A 13,164-nucleotide genomic window follows, 5' to 3' on the forward strand; every position below is an offset into this window, starting at 1 on the left:
GGGCAGGGGGCCTTTCCATGCTGTTGTCGCTGCTCGTCGCGTCCATTTCGCTGGCGCTGTTCTGGATGGCGGCGTTCACGCTGTGGTGGCAGATGCACGCCTGGCGCACGCCGGAGACGCTCGCGGCGACCTGCTTCGACCGCCCGCAAGGCGAGGTCGGGTTGTCCTTTTCGCTCCTGTTGCCGGCCCGCCACGAGCAGGCGGTACTCGAGCACACCATCGAGCGGCTGCTGGAATCCAGCCATTCCAACTTCGAAATCATCGTGATCGTCGGCCACGATGATCCGGAGACGGCCGAGGTCGCCGAACGCGCCGCCGCGCGCGACCCGGTCCGGGTGCGGGTCATCACCGACACGCACGAGACCAAGAACAAACCGAAGGCGCTCAACACCGCGCTGCCGCACTGCCGCGGCGACGTCGTCGGCGTCTTCGACGCGGAGGACCAGGTCCACCCGGAGCTGCTGGCCCACGTCGACCACGCCTTCACCTCCACCGGGGCGGACGTGGTGCAGGGCGGGGTGCAGCTGATCAACTTCCACTCCAGCTGGTACAGCCTCCGCAACTGCCTGGAGTACTTCTTCTGGTTCCGCAGCAGACTCCATCTGCACGCGCAGAAGGGCTTCATCCCGCTCGGCGGCAACACCGTCTTCGTCCGCACGCCGGTGCTGCGCGAGGCCGGCGGCTGGGACCCGGAGTGCCTCGCGGAGGACTGCGACCTGGGCGTGCGTCTGTCGTCCGTGGGCAAGAAGGTCGTCGTCGCGTACGACAGCGACATGGTCACCCGGGAGGAGACCCCGGGCACGCTGCTGAGCCTGCTCAAGCAGCGCACCCGCTGGAACCAGGGCTTCCTACAGGTCTACCGCAAGAAGGACTGGAAGCAGCTCCCGGGGCGCGGGCAGCGGATGCTCGCCCGCTACACCCTGATGACGCCGTTCCTGCAGGCGTACTCCGGGGTCGTGATCCCGGTCAACGTCGCCGTCGCGCTCTTCCTCGACGTCCCCGTCGGGATCGCCATCGTGACCTTCCTGCCGCTGATCACGGCGATGGTCACCTTCGTCTTCGAGATCGTCGGACTGCACGACTTCGGCAAGCAGTACGGGTTGAGGGTCCGCGGCGTCCACTACCTCAAGCTCATCGTCGGCGGCCCCTTCTACCAGGTCCTGCTCGCCGGCGCCGCCGTGCGCGCCGTCTGGCGGGAGCAGCGCGGCCGTAACGAGTGGGAACTGACCAGCCACGTCGGCGCACATCTCACAGAGGCGACCGAGACCAGAGAGGACGCCCGCCGGTGACGACGACCCTTCCTCCGGCTCCGGACACCAGGGAGCCGGCGCCCGCCCCTGCGCGGACCGCGGCGCCCGCGGATCCCGCACCCGCCCGCCCCGTCGTACGGTTCCGCAACTCCCGGCCCGACCTGCTGCTGTGCGGGGCGCTGCTCTGCGTGATCCTGCTCGTCCAGGGCTGGAACATCACCCACTTCCCGACGCTCAGCGACGACGAGGGCACCTACCTCGCCCAGGCGTGGGCGGTCCAGCAGGGCGACGGCCTCGCCCACTACACGTACTGGTACGACCACCCGCCGCTCGGCTGGATACAGATCGCCTTCCTCACCTGGATACCGGCGCTGATCGCGCCGGAGACGATGACCGTCGCCTCCATGCGCTTCGCCATGCTCGTGGTCAGCGCGGCATGCGCGGTGCTGCTGTACGTGTTGGCACGCCGGCTGTTCCTGCCGCGCTGGGCGGCGGCGCTGGCGATGGCCCTGTTCGGTTTTTCGCCGCTCTCCGTCGTGCTCCAGCGCGAGATCTTCCTCGACAACATCGCCGTGATGTGGATGCTGCTGGCCTTCTGCCTGGCGGCCTCGCCCAGCCGGCATCTGTGGCACCACTTCGCCGCGGGCATCACCGGCGCCGTCTCCGTGCTGACCAAGGAGACGATGCTGCTGGTGCTGCCGGCGCTGCTGGTGACGATGTGGCGGCACAGCCACCGCGACACCCGCAAGTTCGCGGTCACCGGCGCGATCACGGCATGCGCGCTGATCGGCCTGTCGTACCCGCTCTTCGCGCTGCTGAACAACGAGCTGTTCCCGGGCGAAGGCCATGTGTCGCTGATCGACGGGATCACGTACCAGATGAGCCGCGAGGGCTCGGGCTTCATCCTCGACGACGGCTCCGGCTCCAACGGGGTGCTCCGCTCCTGGCTGTACTACGACACGGTGCTGCCGCTCGGCGGGCTGGCCGGTACCGCGCTGCTGCTGCTCACGGTGGGCTGGTCGGTCACGGCGCGCGCGCTGGCGGGCCCGGCGCTGGTGGTGGCGATCCTCGCGGTCGTCGCGATGCGTCCCTCGGGCTATCTCCCGGCGATGTACGTCATCCAGGCCCTGCCGTTCCTGGCGCTGGTCCTGGCGGGCGGTGCGGCGAGCGTGGCCCATGCCGTGCTCCGCCGGGCGCCGGCCGGGCAACTCCCGCCCGGCGGGCCGCGCCGGCCGGCGTCGGGCCGCCTCGCCCGAGGCGCGCGACTCGGCCTCGCCGGCCTGCTGGCCGCCGGCGCGGCCGCGTACGTCGGGCCCCACTGGTACGAAGGCAACCGCGCCGCCCTCACCGTTGATGCCAATGCCCCCTACCGCGCCGCCGCCGCGTGGATGCGACACGAGGTCGACGACCCGGCGCGGACCCGTGTCCTCGTGGACGACGCCCTCTGGCTGGATCTCGTCCACGACGGTTTCGAACCCGGCACCGGGGCGATCTGGTTCTACAAGGCGGACCTCGACCCGGCCGTGACGAAGACCATGCCGCGCGGCTGGCGCGACCTGGACTACGTCGTCTCCTCCCCGACCGTACGGCGCGACGCCGTCGACCTGCCCAACGTCAGGTCCGCACTGGAGCATTCGACGCCGGTCGCCGTCTTCGGCACGGGCGAGGACCGCATCGAGATCCGCCGGATCGGCACCGCTGGAGGCGCACAGTGACCACTCCCCGTACGGGCGCCGGTGAACTCGGCGATCCGGAGCTGAGCGGTGCCCAGGTCGCCGAGCCCGGCGCCGTCACCATCGTCGTCCCGACGTTCAACGAGTCGGGCAACATCCGTGAACTGCTGCGCAGGCTGACCGAGTCGGTGCCCGCGCGGCTGCCCTGCGAGGTCCTGTTCGTCGACGACTCCACCGACGACACCCCAAACGTCATCCGCGACGCCGCGCAGGACTGCCCGTTCCCCGTCGACGTGCTGCACCGGGACACCCCGGACGGAGGGCTCGGCGGCGCGGTCGTGGAGGGCATACGGAAGGCGGGGTCCGGCTGGATCGTCGTCATGGACGCCGATCTCCAGCATCCGCCCGCCCTCGTTCCCGAGTTGGTGGCGGCGGGCGAGCACACGGGCGCGGATCTCGTCGTCGCCAGCCGCTACATCCGCGGCGGCAGCCGTGAGGGCCTCGCCGGCGGCTACCGCATCGCCGTCTCGCGCGGCGCGACGTGGCTGACCAGAGTCTTGTTCCCGCGACGGCTGCGCGGGATCAGCGATCCGATGAGCGGCTTCTTCGCGATCCGGCGCAGCGTGGTGACGGCGGACGCGCTGAAACCGCTCGGCTGCAAGATCCTGCTCGAACTGGCGGTGCGCTGCCGCCCCGAGCGGGTCGTCGAGGTGCCGTTCGTCTTTCAGGACCGGTTCGCCGGCGAGTCCAAGTCGACGGCCAGGGAGGGGACGCGCTTCCTCGGCCATCTCGCCGGGCTGCGCACCGCGGCCCCGATGGCCAGGATGTTCGCGTTCGGGCTGATCGGCCTCACGGGTTTCGTACCGAACCTGCTCGCGCTGGATCTGCTGACCGGTGGGGGCATGCACTACCTCCCGGCCGAGGTCGTGGCCAACCAGTTCGGGGTGGTCTGGAACTTCCTGCTGATCGAGGTGTTGCTGTTCCGCGATCGCAGACGCCACCGGCACTGGGCGGACCGGGCCGGCCGCTTCGCGCTGCTCGCCAACGCGGATCTGCTGCTGCGCATCCCGCTGATCGCGCTGTTGGTGTCCTGGCTCGGCATGGCGGTGCTGCCGGCGACGGCCCTGGCGCTGCTGACCACGTTCGTCCTGCGGTTCGCCGCGACGGAGGCGCTGGTCTACCTGCCCCGCAGGAGGAGCCCCGCCGGCGTCGCGCGGACCGACGCGCCCGCCGGGACCTGACCATCCGACGCGCCCGCCGGGACGTGAACCACCCGACGTCACCCCCGGGGGGACCTGACCCATCCGACGCGCCCCGCCGGGACCTGCACCACCCGACCTCACCCCCGGACCTGCACCACCCCCCGTCACCCCCGGGACCTCTGGAAGAGAGCCGTACGAAGGGAACCGCCATGTCTCCACCGACCAGGACCCCCCGCCGCCGCAGGCGCAGAACCGCGCTGCTCGCCGTCACCGCCATGACCACGGCTCTGCTGGTCTCCGCCCCGCATGCCGCCCAGGCCGGGCCGCCGAACCTGATCTCCAACCCGGGCTTCGAGACGGCCGGCACCGCTGACATGCCGGCCTGCTGGTCGAAGTCCGGCTGGGGCGACAACGACTACACCTTCGAGACGGTCGCCGACGCGCACTCGGGCACGAAGGCGATGAAGGTGTCGCTGACCCGCCGTGTCGACGGCGACCGCAAGGCCCTGATCACCGAGACCACGGCCTGCGCGCCGACCGTGGTGCCGGAACGGCAGTACGACCTGGCCCTCTGGTACAAGTCCACCACCCCCGACACCTCCGTCACGCTCTTCCGGTACGACACGGCGGCCGGCTGGCAGTACTGGACCGACCTCAAGACCCTCGAGATGAGCGCCGACTACACGCGCGCCGAGGTCCGCACCCCCGCCGTCCCGCCCGGCACCGAGCGGATCGCCTGGGGTGTCTCGGTGTACGGCACCGGCTCCGTCACCACCGACGACTACGTGATGGAGGAGGTGACGGTCCCCGCCCCGGAACCGGACTGCACGGGCACGGCGGAGGAGTGCCTGAAGGGCCGCTGGGACGTCCTGCCGGTGCAGAACCCGGTGCGCTCCATGCACTCGGTGGTCATGCACAACGGCAAGGTCCTCGTCATCGCGGGATCCGGCAACGACCCGGCGCTCTTCGAGGCCGGCAGCTTCACATCGGCCGTGTACGACCCGGCGGCCGGCACCTTCCGTACGATCCCCACCCCCGTCGACATGTTCTGCGCCGGCCATGTGCAGCTCCAGGACGGCAAGATCCTGATCATGTCCGGCAACAAGGGCTATCCGTCCGCCGACGGCACGATCGGCTACCAGGGGCTCAAGGACTCGTTCGTCTTCGACCCGGAGACCGAGACCTACACCCGCACGAACGACATGAACGGCGGCCACTGGTACCCGTCGGCGACGATCCTCGGCAACGGTGACGTCATCTCCTTCGGCGGTCTGAAGGAGGACTCCACCGGCAATGTGACGGCCGAGAAGTTCTCCGCCGCGCAGAACAAGTGGCTGCCCATGAACGAGGTCAACCAGACCTGGTCGTACTGGGGCCTGTACCCGTCGATGATCCTGATGCAGGACGGCCGGCTCTTCTACTCCGGCAGCCACGTCTTCGGCAACGGGACATCCGGCAGCGGCGCCTCGATCTACGACTACGAGGCCAACACCATCACCGACGTGCCCGGCCTGCAGGCCAAGGACGAGCGCGACGAGTCGGCGAGCGTGCTGCTGCCGCCCGCGCAGGACCAGCGGGTGCTCACCATCGGCGGCGGCAACAACGAGACCAACCCCGTCGCCAACCGCTACACCGACATCATCGACCTGAAGGAGCCGAATCCGGCCTACGTGCACGGCCCGCTGCTGCCGCAGGGCGAGGTCGACCAGGGCCAGGGACGCCGCCCGCAGACCGGCGCCGAGGGCAAGATGTACGTCTCCGCGGTGCTGCTGCCCGACGGCAGGGTCTTCGAGACCGGCGGTGCCCTGCACGACCGGGCCGACCCGGTGTACGAGGCGTCGTTCTTCGACCCGGTGACCAACACGTACGAGGCGGGGCTCGCGACCGACCCCGTCCCGCGCGGCTACCACTCGTCGTCGTTCCTGCTGCCCGACGGGCGGGTGATGTCGGTCGGCGACAACCCGGGCAACGGCACGTACAACCACAACGTGTCGGTCTACACACCGCCGTATCTGCTCAAGGGACCGCGCCCGCAGATCACTTCGGTGATCGACGGCGAGTGGACCTACGGCGACACCCAGCGGATCACGGTCGACCGGCCCATCGTCAAGGCGGAGCTGATCCGCCCGGCGGCGGTGACCCACTCCTCCGACCCCAACCAGCGTTTCGTCGACCTGCCCATGACCGTCGACGGCAACAACGTCGACCTCAACGTCACCAGCAATCCGAACCTGGCACCGCCCGGCTGGTACATGCTGTTCGCCGTCGACGCGAACGGCGTGCCCTCGGTGGCCGAGTGGGTCCACCTCGGCGGACCGCAGGCCATGACCGCGGCCTCTGCGGACGCTCCCTCCGCGCATGTCCACGACTTCGCGGACGATCTGGGCAGTGCGCCGAAGAAGCCGCTGAAGAAGCGGGACTCGGTGTCCGTCGACCCGCAGATCTCGGGTTGCGACCGGCACTACGGCAACGCGGGGGTCTGCGTCCCGACCGTCTTCCCCAAGAAGGTGAAGCGGACCACCGCGGCCCGTTGCGCCTGGCTGGCCGAGCACGACTACGGCCGCCTGAAGGTCAACGGCGGCGACGACCCGCTGCGGCTCGATCCGAACCGGGACGGCGTGGCGTGCGGAAAGGGGGACGTACGCAGGCGGTGAGCGACGGCCGGTGAGCCAGTGTGCCCGGGCCCTGTCCGCCGATCGGCGGACAGGGCCCGCACCCTTCGCGCGGCCGGCTCCGGGTGCCGTGGCGCCCGGAGCCGGGCCTGCCCCGGGGTGCCCCGGAGCCCTGTCTGCCCCGGGGCCCGGCTCGCGGGCCGTCCCCGCACCCCGTCCTGGCGCCGGATGTGCGGACGCGGCGTCAGATGCGGTGCACGGTGTGCAGTGTCCTGGCGTACGTGCCCGTGCCGTCCAGCAGCGACGCGCCGCCCAGGTCGGACATCGTCGGCCCGTTGACGGTCTTGCGGCTGGACAGGAAGCGGCGCCGGCCGGCCGCGTCCTCACCCAGGTGGATGCCGACGTGGTCGACCGTGGCGCTTTCGTCGTCGTCGCCCGAGTCCGCGTTGAACAGCACCAGGTCTCCGGGTTGCAGCTGCGCCGCGGCGGGCGGCCGGGTGCCGTCGGTCCGGTCGATGCGCACCCCGGGCGCGTGGTCGGCCATGTGCCGGGACTTGCGCGGGAGCCGGGTGCCGGACGTGTCCTCGCCCGCGGCCAGCGGCACGCCCATGTGGTAGCCGTAGACCATGCGCGTGTAGCCCGAGCAGTCGAGGTTGCCGCCCTGCTTGCTGGACGGTCCGGTCCGGGTGCCGTCGGGGAAGGTCCAGCCGAGGTTCATGTACTCGTGGAAGTCGGCGCCTTCGTAGCGGTCGCCCTGCGGGTTCAGGTAGCCGTACCCGGCCTCGCCCAGCACCTGCTTGTCCTTCGCCGGTCCCGATCCGCTCGTCACCGCGGGGGCGCCGGCCAGGAACATGGCGGCGTGGGCGAGGACGTCCGGGGCGGTGGAGCCTGCCCAGCCGCGTATCGTCCCCTCCAGTTCGGGCGTCCAGTTCCCGTCGAAGGGCTCCGGCAGCACCCGCACCCAGTGCCGGTGCGTGACGCTGGGCGGCGCCTCCCAGGTGGCGGCGTCGACCTGGAAGCGGCTGACGGTCAGCCTGACGGGCAGATTGGTGCAGCCGTCGTTGGCGAGTGCCCGCAGGCCGACCCGGCCGGCGCCGAACGTGGCGTCGCCGACGTCGACGGCCCAGGCGGTCGGCTCCGCGAGCTCCGACCGCCATGCCTTGGCCCGGATGCGGGTCCCCTCGCGGCGTACCCGGATCGTCCAGTCGGTCCCGGCGGGCACGTCCGTCGCCAGGGTCTGCGCCGGAACCAGTTGGGTGACCGCGTCGTCGACCTCCTTCTCGACCCGCAGCTGCACCGCACCCGAGGTGACGAAGGAGAGCCTGGCCCGGTAGTTGTTGTGGGTGTTCTGGTAGCCGAAGGACAGCGCGTACGAACATGCCTGACCGGTCGGCACCTTGTCGAAGCGGGCCACGGAGCGCACGTCGACGTCGGTGATGTCGTCGTCGCGCACACTGGCGTGACGGCTCGCGTAGTCGGTGCTGAGGGTGATGATGCCGGCGCCGGGCACGACCGAGTAGTCGCTCTCGTCGGGCCCGAGCGTGGACCAGCTGCCGCCGCCCGGTGTGCTGCCCCAGTAGCGGCGCTCCGCCGCGGGCAGCGACAGATCGGGCAGGGTGCGCGCGAAGTCGTCCGCGTAGGGCTTCTTGTTCTCGGTGAACGTTCTTTCCGGGCCGGGCAGTACGACCGTCCGGGCGCCGTGGGTGAGCAGTGCGACGCGTTCGCCGTCCGAGGTGATCTCGGTACGCGCCGGCGTCCCCGGCAGCACGGTGGCGGTGAGCGGGGTGTGCAGCGTCAGCGGGGTGAAGTACGAGGCGTCCAGCGGGGCCTGAATCACGGACGAGCGGGCGGTGTCCAGCCCGGCCGGGGCGGCGAGCGGTGCGGCGGCCAGGACGCCCTGGGCGGCCGGGGCGGCGCGGGCCGGGGTGGTGGCCAGGGCGCCGAGCGGTACGGAGGCTGCGGTGGCGGCGAAGACGGTCAGAAGACCGCGCCGTGAGGTGTTCGACATGTGGTCATGATCGGGTAGCGGGGCGCCGCCGGTGACGGCGGCCCCGGATCGCAACTCCCGCCCCCGCCCGGCGGTCAGAGCCGCAGGCCGCCCTCGAGCACGTCCAGCGTGCGGTTCACCAGCGCGACCAGGTCGTCCTGCTGGCCGCGCTCGCCCCAGTGGATCAGTGCCTCGCGCAGGGCGGCCATGACGGCCGCGGTGAAGACCCGTACCTCCAGGTCGTCCGGTTCCCGGCCGGCCCGGTCGGCGATCGGGCGGGCGAGCAGTTGGGAGGTCTCGGCCATCGTCTCGGTCATCCGGGCGCGCAGGGCGGGGACCTCCAGCATCAGCCGGGTGCGTACCCGCATCTCCTCCGGCTCGTTCTCCAGGATCCCGGCGACGGCACCGGCCAGGATGATCCGCAGGGACTCGAGCGGTGGTTCGTCGGCCGGCCGAGCCCGCAGCACCGCCTCCATGACCGGGTCGTACTCGTCGGTGAGGACGATGTCTTCCTTGGTGGGGAAGTAGCGGAAGACGGTCGAGGGCGAGACCTCGGCCGCCGCCGCGATCTGCTCGACGGTGGTCGCCTCGTAACCCTGTTCGGCGATCAGCCGGTACGTGGCCTTGCGGATCGCGATACGGGTCTTGAGCTTCTTGCGCTCCCGCAGCCCCAGCGGGGGCTGGTGCTGTTCGAAGGGCAGAGGTGCGGTGCCGGCCATGGTCGTCATTGTCGGGCATCGGCCCCCGGCCGGGCCACGGGGGCGAGGGCGCCGGCCGCCTTCGGCAGCAGGGCCGCCGCGAGGAGCGCCGTGATCAGTGCGGCGATCCCGCAGGCCAGCAGCACCACCGCACCTCCTTTGGAGAGTTGGTGTCAAGTGACAGTAACTCTCAAAAGGAAGTGTGGGTCAATATGTGGTTCGGGTCCCCGTGGTCGGGTGCCGCCTCAGGAGTGCTGGTACGCCACCAGGGAGATCCCGACGTAGTGCACGATGAACGCCGCGAGCGTCAGGGAGTGGAACACCTCGTGGAAGCCGAACCAGCGGGGTGACGGATTCGGGCGCTGCAGTCCGTAGATCACGCCGCCCGCGCTGTAGAGCAGGCCGCCGACTATCACCAGGACCAGTACCGCGATGCCGCCCTCGCGCATGAAGTCGGGCAGGAAGAACACGGCGGCCCAGCCCATGGCGATGTAGCAGGGCGTGTAGAGCCAGCGGGGGGCGCCGACCCAGAGGACCCGGAAGGCGATGCCCGCGACCGCCGCCCCCCAGACCGCCCACAGCAGTACGCGCCCGGTGGAGTCGGGGAGCAGGAGCAGCGTGAGCGGGGTGTAGGTGCCGGCGATGATCAGGAAGATGTTGGCGTGGTCCAGCCGGCGGAGCACCGCCGTGGCGCGTGGTCCCCAGTCGCCGCGGTGGTAGAGCGCGCTCACGCCGAAGAGCAGGCACGCGGTCAGGACGTAGATGCCGCACGCGACCTTGGCGCGGGTAGAGTCTGCGCGCGCCGTGAGGACGATTCCGGCGATCACCACGGCGGGGAACATGCCCGCGTGCAACCAGCCGCGCATCCTCGGCTTCACCGGGGGCGGGTCGATCTCGGTCACTTCGGGTGTGGCTGCATCCATGTCCGCATGCTATCTACGCGACCGCAGGGGGCTGGGGGAGTGGCCATGCTCACGTGAGAGGGGCTCTGGACATATGGGCATTCGCCATCGATGATCAGATGAGTGCGGTCGGCACCGGATGAGCGCCAGCCAAAAGTAGGTACGAAGCATCCGGGTCGCAGCCCCCACGGGGCACAAACCAACAGAACCCCTCATTTAGGAGCGATCGTGGCGCGCGACATCGCGGCTCCCAGCGTCCCCACCCAGCACCAGGAGCTGATCTCCTGGGTCGATGAGATCGCTGCCATCACGCAGCCGGACGCCATCGTCTGGTGTGACGGCTCGGAAGCCGAGTACGAGCGGCTGGCCGAGGAGCTGGTGGCCAAGGGCACGTTCAAGAAACTGGACCCGATCAAGCGCCCCAACTCGTACTACGCCGCCTCCGACCCCACCGACGTCGCCCGCGTGGAGGACCGCACCTTCATCTGCTCCGAGAAGGAAGAGGACGCCGGCCCCACGAACCACTGGAAGGCCCCGGCGGAGATGAAGGATGTCTTCGCGGGCGAGAAGGGCATCTTCCGCGGCTCGATGAAGGGCCGCACGATGTACGTCGTGCCCTTCTGCATGGGCCCGCTCGGCTCTTCGCTGTCCGCCATCGGCGTCGAGATCACCGACTCCGCGTACGTCGCCGTCTCCATGCGCACCATGACCCGCATGGGGCAGTCCGTCCTCGACGAGCTCGGCACCGACGGCTTCTTCGTCAAGGCCGTCCACACGCTGGGTGCGCCGCTGGAGGAAGGCCAGGAGGACGTCCCGTGGCCGTGCAACTCCACCAAGTACATCTCGCACTTCCCCGAGACCCGTGAGATCTGGTCCTACGGCTCCGGCTACGGCGGCAACGCCCTGCTCGGCAAGAAGTGCTACGCGCTGCGTATCGCCTCTGTCATGGCCCGTGACGAGGGCTGGCTCGCCGAGCACATGCTGATCCTCAAGCTCACCCCGCCGCAGGGCGAGTCGAAATACGTCGCCGCCGCCTTCCCGTCGGCCTGCGGCAAGACCAACCTGGCCATGCTGGAGCCCACGATCTCCGGCTGGACGGTCGAGACCATCGGCGACGACATCGCCTGGATGCGTTTCGGCGAGGACGGCCGGCTCTACGCGATCAACCCCGAGGCCGGCTTCTTCGGCGTCGCGCCCGGCACCGGCGAGCACACCAACGCCAATGCCATGAAGACCCTCTGGGGCAACGCCGTCTTCACCAACGTCGCGCTCACCGACGACGGCGACATCTGGTGGGAGGGCATGACCGAGGAGTCGCCCAAGCACCTCACGGACTGGAAGGGCAACGACTGGACGCCGGATTCCGAGACCCCGGCCGCCCACCCCAACGCCCGCTTCACCGTGCCCGCCTCGCAGTGCCCGATCATCGCGCCCGAGTGGGAGGACCCGAAGGGCGTGCCCATCTCGGCGATCCTCTTCGGCGGCCGCCGCGCCTCCGCCGTCCCGCTGGTGACCGAGTCCTTCGACTGGAACCACGGTGTCTTCCTCGGCGCGAACGTCGCCTCCGAGAAGACCGCCGCCGCCGAGGGCAAGGTCGGCGAACTGCGCCGCGACCCGTTCGCCATGCTGCCGTTCTGCGGCTACAACATGGGCGACTACATGGGCCACTGGATCAAGGTCGGCGCCGCCGCGGCAGCCAAGGGTGACGCCGCCAAGCTGCCCAAGATCTACTACGTCAACTGGTTCCGCAAGAACGACGCGGGCAAGTTCGTCTGGCCGGGCTTCGGCGAGAACAGCCGCGTCCTGAAGTGGATCGTGGAGCGCCTCGAGGGCAAGGCCGAGGGAGTGGAGACCCCGATCGGCATCGTGCCGACGCGGGACGCGCTCGACACCGAGGACCTGGACCTGCCGGCCGAGGACCTCGACTTCCTGCTCAAGGTCGACGCCGAGGTCTGGCGCGAGGAGGCCGCTCTGGTCCCCGAGCACCTCAACACCTTCGGCGACCACACGCCCAAGGAGCTGTGGGACGAGTACCGCGCGCTGGTGTCGCGTCTCGGCTGACCCGCCCGGCTCGTGGCGGGCCGCCCGACATCCGCCCTGACCTGTGGAATCACGAACGATCCGCCACGTGAACACGGCCCCCGGAGCCCCCTCGGGCTCCGGGGGCCGCACGGTGCCCCGAGTTCCGGCGCGTCGTCTTGAGCCGGCAGACGGCTCGGCACCGGGACCCGTCGTCCGCCCCGGTCGGGACCGACGGGACGTCAACCGTCCGAGACCGGCCCCGGACCCGCGCGATGTGCCGCACACGGTGTCGTACGGCGGCGACGACCTGCACACCATGCCGTACGTGGAGACGACCTGCGCACGGCCCAGCGAGGCGTCGGCGGCCAACGCCGCCCGCCTCGCCGTGGGTCTGGACCGTCCGCCGGGCGAAGAGATGGACCGGTTCCTTCGTGTACACGAAGGCCGCCCCTCGCACGCCGAGGCCCTCGCCAGTCTCGCCCGCCACGGCCGTGTGAACGGTCGACGCCGGGCGCTCGCCCACCTGTTCGCGAAGCAGGCGGCGCGCATCCCGTACCCGGACGACATCCTGTTCGTCGAGCGCGACTGGTACGCGTGGCGAGCGCTCGACGAACTCGCCATCGCGGGCTACTGGGTCGGGGAGTACGAGGAGTCGGAACAGTGCTGCGAACGGCTGCTCGAAGGCGGCAAGTTGCCCGAGGACCAGCGTGATCGCGTGACCCGCAATCTGGAGTTCGCACGGAGCGGGCTCGGCGGCCGGAAGCGGGTGGGCGCCTGATCCGGCGGCTGCGCTCGTAGGTGGCACCCGGTCCGCGGCC

At 70.4% G+C, this 13,164-nt stretch carries 10 protein-coding genes; 6 read left to right on the forward strand and 4 right to left on the reverse strand.

Going from position 1 to position 13,164, the window contains the following annotated elements; translation table 11 throughout:
- Window positions 1-17 precede the first annotated feature (17 nt).
- The 4 genes from AB0903_RS11740 (at window position 18) to AB0903_RS11755 (ending at window position 6,779) form a co-directional block, all read left to right on the forward strand.
- On the forward strand, window positions 18-1,289 hold the full coding sequence (locus tag AB0903_RS11740; RefSeq protein WP_366701536.1) for a glycosyltransferase: 1,272 nt from the start codon (window positions 18-20) through the stop codon (window positions 1,287-1,289).
- Complete coding sequence (locus tag AB0903_RS11745; protein ID WP_366701538.1) at window positions 1,286-2,965, forward strand: phospholipid carrier-dependent glycosyltransferase; 1,680 nt, start codon at window positions 1,286-1,288, stop codon at window positions 2,963-2,965. Before AB0903_RS11740 ends, AB0903_RS11745 begins: the two co-directional genes overlap by 4 nt.
- Window positions 2,962-4,164 carry a glycosyltransferase family 2 protein gene (locus AB0903_RS11750; RefSeq protein WP_366701540.1) on the forward strand — a complete coding sequence of 401 codons (1,203 nt, stop codon included), beginning with the start codon at window positions 2,962-2,964 and terminating at the stop codon, window positions 4,162-4,164. The genes AB0903_RS11745 and AB0903_RS11750 overlap by 4 nt, the downstream gene beginning before the upstream one ends.
- A gap of 236 nt (window positions 4,165-4,400) precedes the next feature.
- Window positions 4,401-6,779, forward strand: a complete 2,379-nt coding sequence (locus AB0903_RS11755) for a galactose oxidase-like domain-containing protein (RefSeq protein WP_366701741.1) — start codon at window positions 4,401-4,403, stop codon at window positions 6,777-6,779.
- Between the two features lie 202 nt (window positions 6,780-6,981).
- Here AB0903_RS11755 and AB0903_RS11760 read toward each other — a convergent pair whose 3' ends face one another.
- From AB0903_RS11760 to AB0903_RS11775, 4 genes are all read right to left on the reverse strand, one after another.
- Complete coding sequence (locus tag AB0903_RS11760) at window positions 6,982-8,745, reverse strand: NlpC/P60 family protein (RefSeq protein ID WP_366701542.1); 1,764 nt, start codon at window positions 8,743-8,745, stop codon at window positions 6,982-6,984.
- Window positions 8,746-8,819: 74 nt separating this feature from the next.
- Entirely contained in the window at window positions 8,820-9,452 is a 633-nt protein-coding gene (locus AB0903_RS11765) for a TetR family transcriptional regulator (RefSeq protein ID WP_366701544.1), read from the reverse strand.
- Complete coding sequence (locus tag AB0903_RS11770) at window positions 9,449-9,571, reverse strand: hypothetical protein (RefSeq protein WP_366701546.1); 123 nt, start codon at window positions 9,569-9,571, stop codon at window positions 9,449-9,451. The genes AB0903_RS11765 and AB0903_RS11770 overlap by 4 nt, the downstream gene beginning before the upstream one ends.
- Before the next feature lie 96 nt (window positions 9,572-9,667).
- A complete protein-coding gene (locus AB0903_RS11775; RefSeq protein ID WP_366701548.1) occupies window positions 9,668-10,345 on the reverse strand; it encodes a hemolysin III family protein in 678 nt (225 codons plus the stop codon).
- A 207-nt stretch (window positions 10,346-10,552) separates the two neighbouring features.
- On the opposite strand from AB0903_RS11775, the gene AB0903_RS11780 reads away from it, so the two are divergent.
- Both AB0903_RS11780 and AB0903_RS11785 read left to right on the forward strand, forming a co-directional pair.
- Entirely contained in the window at window positions 10,553-12,385 is a 1,833-nt protein-coding gene (locus tag AB0903_RS11780) for a phosphoenolpyruvate carboxykinase (GTP) (RefSeq protein WP_366701550.1), read from the forward strand.
- Between the two features lie 235 nt (window positions 12,386-12,620).
- Window positions 12,621-13,124, forward strand: a complete 504-nt coding sequence (locus tag AB0903_RS11785) for a hypothetical protein (protein WP_366701552.1) — start codon at window positions 12,621-12,623, stop codon at window positions 13,122-13,124.
- The last annotated feature ends 40 nt before the right edge of the window (window positions 13,125-13,164 follow it).

This window comes from Streptomyces sp. NPDC048389, from assembly GCF_040706335.1.
Classification (GTDB): domain Bacteria; phylum Actinomycetota; class Actinomycetes; order Streptomycetales; family Streptomycetaceae; genus Streptomyces.